Origin of the sequence: Portibacter lacus (assembly GCF_021533215.1) — a bacterium.
GTDB classification, from domain to species: domain Bacteria; phylum Bacteroidota; class Bacteroidia; order Chitinophagales; family Saprospiraceae; genus Portibacter; species Portibacter lacus.
In genome coordinates, this window is record NZ_JAJNKA010000008.1 from 206,673 (window position 1) to 221,536 (window position 14,864).

A 14,864-nucleotide genomic window follows, 5' to 3' on the forward strand; every position below is an offset into this window, starting at 1 on the left:
ATTGAGTCTAAACGCTGCAAAAATTTTGGATTAAAAAATTAAAATTGGTTGTTAGATGCCTAATCGATTTAACCTCAGATATTAAGAGTGAAATTCAATGCGAGAATGTGTTGCATTTTTGTGAGTGTGATTCTAGACCATTGATGTCATCGCGAAAAGCGCTAACATCAAGAGAAGAATTCAATGTGACGCATTTTAGGGCGGATAAGTAGGGAAGTGAGAATGTGTTGCATTTTTGAGAGAGCGATTCTGAAACATTGATGTCATCGCGAAAAACGCTAACATCAAGAGGAAGCGCTGACATCAGAAAACCACATGATGGTCTCACATAGAGCTGAGGCTATCAAATGTGGTTTCGAATAGGAGGAATTGAACATTCAGAAAGTAAAATGCATAATTTAGAATTATGGTATTAATGGACCACCGCAGAAAATGCGGTGTAGTCTTTGGGTTTTAACTCGAGAAAATACGTTGTGAATTGCTCGCACTAAAGTGGCGAGGTACAGTGATGTTCTTCTCTTGATGTCATCGCTAGAAGCGCTAACATCAAGAGAAGAATTCAATGTGACGCATTTTAGGGCGGATAAGTGGGTAAGTGAGAATGTGTTGCATTTTTGAGAGAGCGATTCTAGACCATTGATGTCATCGCGAAAAGCGCTAACATCAAAAGGAAGTGCTGACATCAAGAGAAGAATCAATATGACGCATTAATTTTAGGCAACCCTAAAATCCACTAATGTCCTATTTCTAAAATCCCACCTTTTACCAAATCAGCATGGTTGATAAAAAAGGATTCCAGAGTTTCACCATTAAATTTAATTGACTTTATTTTTTCGCCAGAACCTGTGTTTTTGATTACGATTTCCTCGCCAGGATAGAAATTTTGGTCAAGTTTAATCCGGACTTCATCAAAAACTGGAGACGCAACTGCATAGTTCATATCTCCCGGAAGTACAGGGTAAATCCCCATCATTGAATAAACAATCCAGGTAGACATGGTTCCAGTATCATCGTTACCAGGAAGGCCGTCGGGAGCATTCTTGAAATAGGTTTTCATTAACCGATCGAGCTCTTTCTGAGTACGCCATTCTTCGCCTTCGACATAATTAAATAACCATGGATAATGAATGTCAGGTTCGTTAGCCATATCAAAATGACCATCGTCGAAAATGGCTTGTAACTTATTTGAGAACGCCTTCGGACCTCCATTTAATTCCATCATCCCTTCCATGTCGTGGTGCGCAGCGAATGTGTATTGATAAGCATTTCCTTCGTGAAAGCCTGGACTTGGTTCAAAATTTTCACCTTGACGTGGATTAAAATTGGGCATAAATTCACCATTCTCTAGCTTTGGACGAATCATTCCGAATTCAGTACTGAAATAATTTTTGTATCCACGGGATTGTTTCAAAAACCGTTCATAATCTTCATCGTGACCTAATTCTTTGGCAATTTGTGCCAGATTCCAATCGGCAATGTAATATTCCAGCGCATGTGAAACCGAGTTGTCGTATTTACCTATTAACGGAACATAACCGTGTGAAATATAATGGTCAATATCAGGTCGGATTTTATTCTCAGCACCGGGAGTTGTTGCCGATTTTCGCATTCCTTCATAAGCTTTTTCTATATCAAAATCGTGAATGCCACGTAACCAGGTATCTACAATAACGGGAATGGCAGGATCGCCCTCCATCACATGAGTTTCGGTACTATTTAACTCCCAACGAGGCAGCCAACCACTTTCGTCGTACATTTCTATCATGGACTGAACGGCATTTAACTGCTGCTGGGGAAAAGCCAAACTTAAAAATGGATGAAGGTTGCGATAGGTATCCCACAATGAAAAAACAGTGTAACGCTCTCCATCTTTATGTTCCCTAATTTCGAATGACTCCATTGCAGGGTATTGCCCGTTTACATCGCTTAAAATATTAGGGTGAATTTGAATGTGGTATAAACCAGTGTAGAAAATGGTTTTTTGATCATCACTACCACCTTTCACCGTTATCGTCGAAAGTGCTTTACTCCACTTTTCTTCTGCTTTTTTTCTTGTCGTTTCAAAATTAAATTTATTCGATTCCGTATCTAGGTTTAAGCGGGCATTTTCAATACTTACATACGAAATTCCCATTTCAACAATAATTTCTTCATTGGTTTCAGTATCGAAAGTAAACCAAGTGCCAATGCTATCACCTGCCATTTCGGCCTTAAAGTTTTTATAGTATTTAAATTTATTACTCGTGCCCGACCATGCTGATTCAGGGCCCATTTTGGCCATTTTTTTCCATGTTCCAAAACTTTCGGCAGGCTTGCTAAAACGGGCAACAAAATAGACAGGTCGTTCGGTGCCATCGTTGTAACAAAAAGTTCCAGTCATTCGAGAGCCCTCAATTTCTTGATTGTTTACAATTTTTATCGATGCGCCGCTTTCGTTGCTTAGCCCGTTGCCAAGGTCTATAAGAATATTCGATTTCCCTGCTGGAAAAGTAAACCGACTAATGCCTGTTCGTTCCGATGCCGATACTTCAGTTTTAATATTGTATTTATTGAGATAAGTTGAATAGTATCCTGGATGAGCTACTTGGTTACTCATTTCAGAACCATATTCCGAAACATTTGCATTGACTTCACCGGTTGTTGGCATAAGTAGAATTACGCCTAATTCGGGGCATCCAACTCCACTTAAATTTACATGCGAAAATCCGGTAAAAAATTTATTATCCCAGGAATAGGGAGTCGACCACCAACCAGCATCTTTATCGTGCTTGTTTAGTGTTTTGCTTCCGGAAACGTTAAATGGAACGACAGAGACCATTCCGCGAGGAACCACTGCTCCTGGATTTGTTGTTCCGTAGTTGCTTGAACCGATAAAGGGATTTACCCAATCGCTGGGTTTTTGCGCGTCACTCTTGTGGCAAAATATAAGCAGCAGTACCGAAATTAAACCTATAGAAGGATGAGCGTATTTTAGAAGCATGAGTCAGTTATTAAAAATAAGGTTGAATATACAGATCAAATTGGAATTAGGGGTAAAGTATAAATGATCCGAAGATATTTAATGTGGCGCTTATTAGGTTTAAGTACTTCCAATCTTTAAGTTTTAGTAGGGCAAAAAAAGAAGTTCTTAAAATCTCGCACTAAAGTGGTGAGGTCCTATGATAGATTTTGGAAAGACTGATGTCATCGCGAGAAGCGCTAACATCAGGAAGACGCTAACATCTGGAGAGGCGCTAAGATCAGGAAACCACATGATGGTCTCACATAGAGTTGAGGCTATCAAATGTGGTTTCGGGTGGGAGGATCTAGTGTTTTAACCTGAGAAATATAACTCTTGAAATTCTCGTACTAAAGTGACGTGGTCCTATGATAGATTTTGGAAAGACTGATTTCATCGCGGAAAGCGCTAACATCAGGAAGATGCTAAAATCTGAGGAAGCGCTAAGATCAGGAAACCAAATGATGGTCTCACATAGAGTTGAGGCTATCAAATGTGGTTTCGGGTGGGAGGATCTAGAGTTTTAACCTAAAGATTTAACTCTTGAAAAGCTCGCACTAAAGCGGCGAGGTTCTAAATTACTTTTGGAAAGACTGATGTCATCGCAGAAAGCGCTGTCATCAAGATGTAGCGCTTCTACTTTTTTCTTACTTTCTTAAATAAATGAGGCCTCATCATTGAAAGTTTCTCCTCATTTCCTATATTAGGGTAATTATATTTACATGGAAAACTTTCTGCGGATTACATCACTTTTATTGATAACAGTTTTGCTGTCTAATTGTGCATGGACACCACCTGATGAAATTGCATCCATTTATGAAGAACTTCCCGAAAAGGTCGATTTTAATTTTCATGTTAAACCTATTCTATCCGATAAATGCTTTGCTTGCCATGGTCCGGATCAAAACAAACAAAAAGCTGGACTTCGACTTGATATCTTTGAAAATGCAACCGAGACCCTAACAGAAACAGGAAATCGAGCCATCGTTCCTGGGAATCCAGATGGCAGTGAATTGATCCACCGAATATTTACAGATGATTCGGAAGTGATGATGCCTCCGCCAGAATCTAACCTCACGCTAACTCCAATAGAAAAAGCTATGCTTGCGAAATGGATTAGTCAAGGTGCTGAATATAAACCACATTGGTCTTTTATCAAGCCTGAAAAAGCATCCATTCCTAGAATCAAAGATGAGAAGTGGGCTAGTAATGAAATTGATCACTTTATAGGTGCTCAATTGGAACGGCTTAATATTAAACCTTCTCCCCAAGCAAGTAAAGAGATTCTTATTCGAAGACTTTACTTTGACTTGACTGGATTACCGCCAACATTGAAGGAAATGAAAGCTTTTCTGGCAGATGAAAGTGAAAACGCTTATGAAAATCTGGTAGACCGACTTTTAGATTCATCAACTTATGGAGAGCGGATGGCAGCAGACTGGATGGATGTGGCGCGTTACTCTGATACGGATGGATACCTGGATGACAAACATCGAGATTTTAGTGCTTACAGAGATTGGGTTATCGAAGCGTTTAACCAAAATGTGAGTTATCAGGATTTCGTCACGTTGCAGCTCGCGGGAGATTTAGTGGAAAATCCTAGAAAAGAAACCATTCTTCCGACTGCCTTTAATCGATTACATAAGAAAAATTCAGAAGCAGGAATTGTCTATGAGGAATTCAGATTGGAATATGTTGCAGATCGGAATTTGACACTAGGCAAAGCGTTTCTTGGCTTAAGCGTGGAGTGCGCAAGATGTCATGATCATAAGTACGATGCCATTAGCCAAAAAGAATATTACGAGTTGTCTGCCTTTTTCAACAGTACAAATGATATCGGCACACCCGTCTATGGCCCGGGTCAAGTTCCAGGTCCTTCGTTACTTTTAACCACGGATGAACAGGATGAAATTCTTTCTTACATTGACAAAAAAATTGACAAAAAAACTCAGCAACTTACAGAAATAGAATCTAGATATCTGGCGGATAAGAAAGTACGAGTTGAAAACACATCAGAACTTACAGACAGTCTGGAAAGCACAATTAATAAGGCGCTCATCGCTCATTATTCTTTTGACAAATTGGAGGAAAAAAATCCGAAACAGTTTAATGCTGCAAACCAAAAAACTCCATCGGAATATGCAAGTGTACATGAGCCTGAACTGCGAACAGGCGCTCAGAACCAAGGTGTTTTTGTAAATGAATATACACGCGTCATACTGCCTTCGAAGCAAGGTTGGTTCGATATGACAGATCCTTTCACTATTTCTATTGCGCTCCATCCAGAAAAGAACTATCCTGATGTAACCATCTTCTCTCACTGTGAAGATCGTCGCCTTGGGCTAAAAGGTTATTCGCTCTTTCTGGAGGACAATAAACCTAAATTTATCATTGCTAATTCTTGGCCGAGTAATTCGATTCAAGTTCTTGCTTCCGATCCGCTGCCGATCGGTGAGTGGACTAACCTGACGATTTCTTATGATGGTCTAGGAAGTGCTGAAGGTGTTCAGTTTTATATCAATGGTCAAGTGATAGCGGTTGATCGACAAATTGACAATCTGTATAAATCCATTGAATTTGTTCCAGATATTCATACGTATGGTTTTCGTGGTTTTGTTCTAGGAATGCGGGATAAACTGAAAACATTTCTTGGCGGTGGATTGGATGAGCTGAAGATTTATAATCGAGCGCTTTCACCCTTAGAAGTTTTATATGCAGACGATGATGCAAAGGCTTCAAATTTCTTAAAAGATAAGCAATCTGAGGTTTTGGTCGCAAGTCACTTTGCTATGATGGATACACAATATCAGAAAGTTCATGAGGATTTACTGGCATTGAAAACAGAAAGAATAGATCTGTTAGATACCGTACAAGAAATAATGGTCATGGGTGATCTTCCTGAACCTCGGCCAACTTACATTTTAGATAGAGGGATGTATAATGCTCCGACTACGGAGGTTTTCCCGAATGTACCTTCTAAAGTCCTTCCATTTGATGAGGATTTACCAAGAAATAGATTGGGGTTAGCAAAGTGGCTTTTCGATGCGGATCATCCATTAACTGCCCGTGTTTTCGTGAACCGACTTTGGCAAATGCACTTTAGCAAAGGATTGGTTCCGAGCTCTGATGATTTTGGTAACCAAGGGGATCTGCCTAGTCATCCTGAATTGCTCGACTGGTTAGCAGTTACTTTCATGGAAAGCGGTTGGGATATTAAGAAGATGCACAAGCTGATGGTTATGTCTTCTACGTACCAGCAAAGCTCAAAGTATAGGGAAGAGCTGGCTGAAATAGATGCGGAAAATAAATTACTTGCTCGAGGGCCTTCGTCTAGGATGACAGCAGAAATGGTTAGGGATAATGCGCTTGCCATAAGTGGTTTGCTTTCTCATAAATTAGGAGGAGAAAGTGTCTATCCATATCAGCCAGAGGGGCTTTGGAATGAATTAACCAATAAGAAATGGAGATATAAATACTTACAAGAACCAGGGGAGGGGCTTTATCGACGAAGTTTGTACACCATCTGGAAAAGGACGTCTCCGCCGCCATCAATGACGATTTTCGATGTTGCAGAGCGGGGTGTATGTACGGTTAATCGAAGAGAAACAAGTACTCCGTTACAAGCTTTAGTTTTGTTAAATGATCCACAATACATCGAAGCATCCCGGGTTTTGGCTGAAAATTTATTAGCAAATTATGACAGTGTGGATGCTAGGTTGTCGAATGCATATCAGCTTGCCACAGGAAGGCTACCTAATCAGCAGGAAAAGTTGGTTTTAGGTCAATTTTATAGCGATGAAGTGACGAAATTTTCTGAACGGATCGATGACGCAGAAGCTTTTGTTTCGATAGGGAGTTCGGCGCCCACTTCAGAACAAAATGTTGCAGAAGTAGCTGCATTAGCTACCGTTCTAAATGGAATTATGAACACAACGGATGGATTTACAATAAGATAAAAATTATGGATGAAATCATAAAACAGCATTTGCATAGGGAAAGTAGAAGGAATTTTCTAAAGCATTCTTCTTTGGGATTTGGTGCCATCGCATTATCAAGTTTGCTGGCTCCTTCTTCGCTTTTAGGAAATGCGACCCAGCCTCAGGCGCTGCTGAATAATCGCTTGGTGAATGGGACACACTTTCATGCAAAAGCGAAAAGAATCATCTACTTATTTCAAAGTGGTGGGCCTTCGCAGTTGGAAAGTTTCGATTACAAACCTCAATTAGCGAAATGGCACGGAAAAGAGATTCCGCCCTCGGTACAAGGAACTCAAAGAAATTCAGGGATGGTTTTCAGTCAATCTTCTTTTCCACTTGTGCAATCTATCTATGACTTCAAACAATACGGTCAATCAGGCGCTTGGGTGAGTGAAATATTCCCACATACCGCTAAGATCGTTGATGATCTTTGTATTATTAAGTCCATGCGGACTGATGCGATCAATCATGAGCCAGCAGTGATGTTTGCACAGACAGGATCACAACAAAGTGGCCGACCATCTATTGGATCATGGTTGAGTTATGGACTAGGATCTGATAATAAAGATTTACCGAATTTCGTGGTGATGTTGTCTCAAGGTGGAGGTGCACAACCACTTAATTCTGCTGCTTGGGCTAATGGGTTTCTGCCATCTCATCACCAAGGTGTTCAATTTAGATCTGGTAAAGATCCTGTTTTGTATCTAAATAATCCAGAAGGAGTAAATGCTCAAGATCGACGAAAAGCATTAGATCACATTCAGCAATTAAATAGTCATCAATATGATATCTGGCACGATCCAGAAATTCAATCTAAAATCAATCAATATGAAATGGCTTATCGAATGCAGAGTTCTGTTCCAGATGCAGTCGATGTAAGCGAAGAACCAGATTATACTTATGAACTGTATGGCGAAAATGCGAGAACGCCAGGAACGTACGCTTATAATTGCCTGCAAGCGAGAAGATTAGCCGAAAAAGATGTAAAGTTTATCCAGCTCTACCACACTGGATGGGATCAACATGGTAGTCTACCAAGTGGAATGAAAAGGCAAGCGCTTGATACAGATCAGGCGACTGCAGGACTGATCACAGATCTGAAACAGAGAGGTTTGTTAGAAGATACTTTGGTTATATGGGGAGGAGAATTTGGTCGAACAAGTTTCTCACAAGGAAGATTAACGGAGACCAATTATGGAAGAGACCATCATCCAGGTTGTTTCTCCATGTGGATGGCTGGAGCAGGAGTGAAAGCGGGGACGGTTTATGGGGAGACTGATGAGTTTAGTTATAATGTAATTAAGGATGAGGTCCATATTCATGACTTTCATGCTACGATTTTACATTTGCTAGGAATCGATCACGAAAGGCTGACTTTCAAGCATCAAGGAAGAAGGTATCGACTGACGGATGTACATGGTAGAGTGGTTAAGGGTGTGTTAGCGTAGAGGGTTTTGGTTGAAAGTTAGGCTTAATTTGACACTTTTTGTGTGGGGAAGGGTAGTGGAGTGAGAAAAGGTAAAATTTTCATTTACGATACTATTTCATCGAAACATTGATGACATCGCTTGAAGCGCTGTCATCAAGAGTATGAGCTGTCATCAAGAGTATGCGCTGTCATCAGGAAAATACTATCATCAATAGAAAGCGCTCCCTTCAATAGAAAGCGCTCCTTATAAGAATTTTACTTAGGTGGCAGCAACCAATTTCCAGTATTCCTTATAATTGTCTGATAGGGTGTTAAGCCATGAGCATCTTCATCATGACCTAATGTATTTCCTACAATTCTCGCCTTAGGATGCTTAACAATCCAAACTACCGGAAATTCTTCGCCCGACTCTAATCCTCTCCCAATCGCTAGCACTTCAATCGGCGTTCCTTTTGGATCCTTTTTCCATCGATAAAGTTCGTCCGTTATTCTAAAAGTCTTCGGAACACCATTCATAATCGGATGATTCGGCTTCTTCACTTCTACTTCAAATTCCTGAAGTTTTTCATGCGATTCACTGCCTCCACCAACTAAAGTTCGATTATACTCTGGCCAATCTTTCCAATTGTACCAAGTACTTGGATGATTAATCGAGATCGGTTTTCCTTCACTTACATGTTTAAGGATTGCTGACTTAGTCTCTGGATTAAATGGTTTGTTGTTAGTTAACATTAAGAGATCTGTCTTATCTAGCCATGATGCTAATTCTTCAGTCTCTTCTGTATAATTCACACTTCTTCCTCCTTCACTTAGTATCTTCCCATCCCAAACTCCAAAGAATTCTTGGAAATTGTGAGATCCACCACCTCCCATAATAGCAACCATCGGTGCCGAAGGATTTTTAGACATGTAGGTTCCTCGTGGACTGACGATTAATTTACCTTGCATAACTCGCCAGTGTCCTGGAAAAGTACATACAAACGGATAGACTCCTGGCTCATTAGGTAGTGTAAGTCGGATGACACCAGATTCTCCTGGATCTAACATATCTGTTGCTCCTAAGATATACCTAGATTTAGGTAGATAATTGGATTCTGCAGCTTTGGGATCAGTTAAAAATTGATCTACAATCTTTCCAAATGTTTCCAAGCTTCCTTTCTGAATCAATACCATATTATGAGGCATCTCATCAATGTTTTTTAATTTAAGCTCTATTTTCTGACCAGCCATTGCATAAATCAACGTATCATCAAATGCCATTTTCTGTGGCACCGTATTTAATGATATGACCTTATCCGCTTGAAAACCTTTCACTTTTCCGAACCCAAGATCGATGGCTTGATCACCACCTGTATCTATGCAGTACGCTGCAATAATATTTTTTCCAGATTTGAAATATTTAGAAACACTTTGATCTAGTTTGATTAACTCATGCTTATTATTCGATCTGCTAGCTTCCTTTACCAAATGACCATTGACATATACTTGGTAATCATCATCATGCAGTATTTTTAAAACAGGCTCTTCTATTGATTCAGTTAAATCGATAGTTCTACGTATCCAAATTTCATCTTCTTCCCAAGTTGTTTTAATATTTGCATTCAAGCCTGGTGTTCCTATAGCTCCATCTGATGCTAACCATTTATTATCGTCAAAATCTTCTTCCATCCAATCTTCACTTGGCTTTTCAGTCGTGTATTTCCAAGAAATAGCAGCGTCTTCAGCACTTGGAATAATCATTTCTACTTCGTTCTTAGAGATTACTTCATTGTTTTCCACTTTCATGTATACATTCAGTGCTGCTGTAATCCATTTGTCTTGATCTGTATTATTATTGCTCAATTTTTCAATACTGGCAAATATTTCAGGAGTTTCCGGCAATTCACTGGCTTTTAGGATAGCTTTCTTCCGAAGCGGTAGATAATTATCCTCTAATAGTCCTGATTGGCTAAGCAACTCACTGCCTATTTCGTCATTTGGAATCAATGGTATTGCTCCAGTTTTCGAAGCAATAGAGCCATTTTGCAAAACTTGCTTTAATGCATCCATGCTCGCTTTGTCGTCAGATTTTAATTCATCTAGTCCATCTAATGCGTAGAGTGCATGAGCAGCGACTCCCGTATTTCCCTTTTCCTTCTTTTTTGCTAAATCTAATAATGCTGAACGTAGATTTGTCTTTTTATTTTCTACAATTAAGCGTTGTGCAGTCGTCCTCCAAAAAATATTGTCACTCTTTAATCCTGCCAAGAGTGCTTTGTCATCTGAAGGGTCAATGGATTGAATAGAAGATTTTTTGCCTTTTTTATGCTTGATAATATAAATCCGACCGTGTCGCTTATCTCTATTTTCGTTCAAGTGGGCGTTTCCTTCGCCTTTAACATCATTCCAGATTTGATTATCCATGCCACGAGCATCTGGATTGTGCTGAATGACAGGATTATACCAATCTGCTACCCAAAGGTTGCCGTCAGGTCCAGTTTCGGAAAATACGGGTGCCGTCCATGAATCCGTACTAGCAAAAATATTTCCACCATCGATCTCTTTGAATCCACCACCATCTTGAACAATTTTAGCAAGGTGAACGAGGTGACCAGTAGGTTCATTGACGTACATTTGGTTCTGGTATTCTTTCGGATAATTATTAGCCAAGTAAAAATTCGCTCCTGCCGCAGCGGTATATCCTCCTCTTACATCAACTTGCTGAAGAGGAATCGTATCTACTGAAGTTATTTCGTAATGTCCTTGGATAAAATCAGCATTGATCGCCCACTTTGGTTTCTTGCCTAAGTAGTCGTAGTATTTCATGGGAATACCCACGTAACATGCATGATTATTATTCGCAGTAGATCCAAAGATTTCGAAATCTTGAGAAATTCCTAGTCCCCAGGTGTTATTATTAAATTGACCTAAAGGTTCGAAAGACTTTCCGTCTTGAGTAAATCTAAAAACACCTCTTGAGAAATTCACTTTTTCACCTTCGAATGTGTTTTCAAATCCAGAGTATCCTACAGAACCCCAGATCTTATTATCGAAGCCATATTTCAAGTTAGAAGGCCCTGCGTGCGTATCCCATATTCCAAATCCACCAAAAAGTATTTCTTCCTGATCCATTACATCGTCTCCGTCTAGATCAGACAGATAAACCATATTAGGCGCTTTTGATACGATTACTCCATTTTTGACTTTGACAATTCCAGTAGTCAGACTTTGTTTTGTCGCAAAATCTGTAAACTTATCGGCCTTACCATCACCATCTGTGTCTTCACAAATGGTGATTCGATCGCCACCTACTTCATTCTCAAGCTCATGCGGATAATCCATGGACTGGACAACCCATAACCGCCCTCTCTCATCCCAAGTCATTGCTATAGGATTAATGATATTGGGTTCTGCTGCAAAGAGTTCAGCGGTGAATCCTTTGGGCAATTGAATATGTTTTTGTGATTCCTCTGGAGTCAGCGGATTTTGAATTCTTGGATTTTCTCCACTGTAAGTCAATGGCGGTAAATCAACTTTGACATCTGATTCACAGGAAAAAAGGAAGAGGCAAGCAAAGCATAAGGTTAGTGCGTATTTCATAGTGGTAAGATTGTGTTGTTAAGTAGTTCGGTATTGTGAATAAGGGAGATTCATAGATTCATCGATCGTTCCAGCTTCCCAACCATCCGCAGGAGCAAGTACAGCTAGAAATTCTAAGTCATCATCGCCAATATTAAAAGTAGCGTGTACGATATTCGGATCTATATAAACAGCAGCACCTCTCGTCAGAATTCTTTTTTCTTCTTCTATCCATTGTTCTGCCGTTCCTTTTAAAATATAGAGCGTTTCATTCATTTCTGGGTGTCGATGGAAACTGTGTCCGTCACCTTTTTTGATCGTAACGTGTACCAAAATGGTATCAGCGCCCGCAGTTTCGTCTGGATTAAAATACCATCGATGACCGCGACCTTGATAATCGACAATTTTAGTTTCCTTCTCTTCTAGAAATTTAAAATAATTGTTCATTATCTTAAAGTGATGGATTTAAATTCTTGAGTCAGTGATGTCAATGAAGCTTCCACACCCATTCGTTCGAGCGAAGAGGCGCCGACGAAACCATGAGCTTCTGTATGATCAAGTACCTTCCTTACATCAGCTGGTGTATTAACGGGCCCTCCATGGGTAAGAAAAATAGTATCTGGGTTACTTTTTTTGACTGCGTCAATGATTATTTGAGTTCTCTCGATGGCATCATCCATTGTGCAAGAAGCTGAAGTTACACCTATCGAGCCTCCTACAGTAGTTCCGACATGTGTGATAATCGCATCAGCTCCAACATCAGCCATTTGTACAGCTTCCTCAGGTTTTGCGACATAAACTACGGTGAATAAATCCATTTTCGAAGCAAGTCTAATCATTTCTACTTCCTTCTGAAAACTCATTCCTGTTTCTTCTAGCACATTTCTGAAGTGTCCATCGATGATCGAATGTGTAGGGAAATTATTAACTCCAGAGAAGCCCATATCCTTAACTTTGCCGAGGAAGTGCCACATTCGTCTTCTTGGATCACTACCATGCACTCCGCAGATTACTGGAATTTCTTCAACCACTGGAAGCACCTCAAACTCACCAATTTCCATGGCTACTGCATTCGCGTCTCCATAGGCCATTAGCCCAGCTGTAGAGCCGTGCCCTGACATTCTGAAACGACCTGAGTTGTATACGATGATGAAATCTGCACCACCTTTTTCTATAAATTTGGCACTAATTCCTGTTCCTGCTCCTGCGCCGATGATGGCTTTTTTGTCATTGATGGTTATTCGAAGTCGATCTATTACTTCTTGTTTTGTATAAGGATTTCCTATCCCAGTCCATGGATTTGGCATATAATAGTTGGTTTAAAATTTAAATAAGTTCAAGTATTGAATCTACTGCTTCTTTTGCAAAAGCGATATCATTTATGTTAAAGTTTACTTCTCTGATGGTTATATTGTTATTTACTTTCGATTTAATAGTATCAAATAATGCCTTATCAGTCTCAGGAGCATAAAACAAATTTCCTTCAGAGCTGACAATTGAAATACCTTTTAGAGGTAATAGTATGGTCGCTTTTCCTTTTGAGCGATTAAGTTTACTGGCTATGAGGCTACCTAATGCGATGTTTTCAGCTTTATCCGTTCTCATTAATGTTACGTCTGGAGCCCAATTAAATAGCAATCGGTCAGCATACTTTTTAGGTACCGTATCTAATTGAGCAAAGTTGACCATGTCAAGACATCCAGGCACCACAACCTGAGGAATCCCTACTTTTCCAGCAGTTTCTAGTCTTTCAGGTCCTGCACTGCAGATTCCTCCACAAAGTTCATCTGCCAATTCCGTGATTGTGATATCCAAAACTGCATCTATTAAACCATCTTCTATTAATGCTTCCATGGTCCTTCCGCCAGATCCTACAGCATGAAAGCAAAGTACTTCGTATCCTTTTGCTTTTAACAAATCTGAACAATAGTTGACACATTCGGTCGTATTGCCGAACATAGATATAGCAATGGTTTTCTTGGTGTACGCTTCCTTTGGTTGCTTAGCATTAGCCATGCCTAAGATGGCTGATGCTGCTTGACTGATGACTTTTCTACTGATGGAATTTAGACCAGCTAAGTCCACAATAGAAGGAATCATCACAATATCTTTAGCACCAATTTGCCTAGATAAATCTTTAGTGGCAACGGTACTGATACATATTTTAGGTATGCCAAAAGGTAGAGCTTGCATGGCCATAATAGTCAAGTAAGTTCCACCGCCACCGCCCATTCCGATGGCACCTAAAATATTGATTTTATCTTTTAATTCAGATACGATTTCTTGGGCACCTAATCCCATGATTTCAAGAATTTCACCTCTTTGAATTAGCTTTGAAATTGTCGATAATTCATATCCAGCAGCTTTGGCAACTTCCTCTGCTGAAACATCAATGTGGAAATTTACCTCAGTTGAGCGAACGCCCGTATTTATAGTGAAAACCTCTACATTTAATTCCTTGAGGCATGAATATAAATATTCAAATTCCTCACTTTTTGAATCAAAGCATCCCAAAATGACCATTTTGGACTGCCGACCAGAATTAAATGTGTCCATATATTTATTAGTTAACTAAAAATAACAATTCACCTGTGAAATTCTATCTGTCAACAATGAAATTTTAACATTTCTTGAAATCTTCTAGCCGAAGGGATGAATAAGCTTTTGATGAATTGGTCTATGAGTGTAAATTTTAACGTGCTATAGGCTAAGTAACACTCTTTCATTTTCCTAGATTATCATATTGGTTTATGTCAATTTTTGTTTCTAAATAAAGGAACAGTGTTTATCAAGTCGAGCCGTATTAAAGTATATGTTGCGAACAATTTAAATAAGGAAATACTTAGGTAGCGTATGTCGTATTTAGGTAAAGACAAGACATTGGAAAATAAATTTAAATTAC

General features: G+C 39.5%; 7 protein-coding genes. 2 read left to right on the forward strand and 5 right to left on the reverse strand.

Going from position 1 to position 14,864, the window contains the following annotated elements; all coding sequences use genetic code 11:
* Positions 1–733 precede the first annotated feature (733 nt).
* Entirely contained in the window at positions 734–2,980 is a 2,247-nt protein-coding gene (locus L2586_RS15270; RefSeq protein WP_235293790.1) for a GH92 family glycosyl hydrolase, read from the reverse strand.
* Between the two features lie 740 nt (positions 2,981–3,720).
* Here L2586_RS15270 and L2586_RS15275 point away from each other — a divergent pair.
* Positions 3,721–6,954 (forward strand): DUF1553 domain-containing protein, encoded by a 3,234-nt coding sequence (locus L2586_RS15275; protein WP_235293791.1) that lies wholly within the window; start codon positions 3,721–3,723, stop codon positions 6,952–6,954.
* A 5-nt stretch (positions 6,955–6,959) separates the two neighbouring features.
* The gene (locus L2586_RS15280) at positions 6,960–8,423 is read left to right on the forward strand and encodes a DUF1501 domain-containing protein (protein ID WP_235293792.1); all 1,464 of its coding nucleotides are present in this window, start codon (positions 6,960–6,962) and stop codon (positions 8,421–8,423) included.
* Positions 8,424–8,659: 236 nt separating this feature from the next.
* Here the strand turns inward: L2586_RS15280 and L2586_RS15285 are convergent, their stop codons facing one another.
* From L2586_RS15285 to L2586_RS15300, 4 genes are read right to left on the reverse strand one after another with little or no spacing between them, the layout of a single operon-like run.
* A complete protein-coding gene (locus tag L2586_RS15285) occupies positions 8,660–11,983 on the reverse strand; it encodes a PVC-type heme-binding CxxCH protein (protein ID WP_235293793.1) in 3,324 nt (1,107 codons plus the stop codon).
* An 18-nt stretch (positions 11,984–12,001) separates the two neighbouring features.
* Positions 12,002–12,409, reverse strand: coding sequence for a cupin domain-containing protein (locus L2586_RS15290; protein WP_235293794.1), 408 nt, complete (start codon positions 12,407–12,409; stop codon positions 12,002–12,004).
* Entirely contained in the window at positions 12,409–13,269 is an 861-nt protein-coding gene (locus tag L2586_RS15295; RefSeq protein WP_235293795.1) for a phosphoenolpyruvate hydrolase family protein, read from the reverse strand. The genes L2586_RS15290 and L2586_RS15295 overlap by 1 nt, the downstream gene beginning before the upstream one ends.
* Positions 13,270–13,288: 19 nt before the next feature.
* Entirely contained in the window at positions 13,289–14,518 is a 1,230-nt protein-coding gene (locus L2586_RS15300; protein WP_235293796.1) for a Tm-1-like ATP-binding domain-containing protein, read from the reverse strand.
* Positions 14,519–14,864 lie beyond the last annotated feature (346 nt).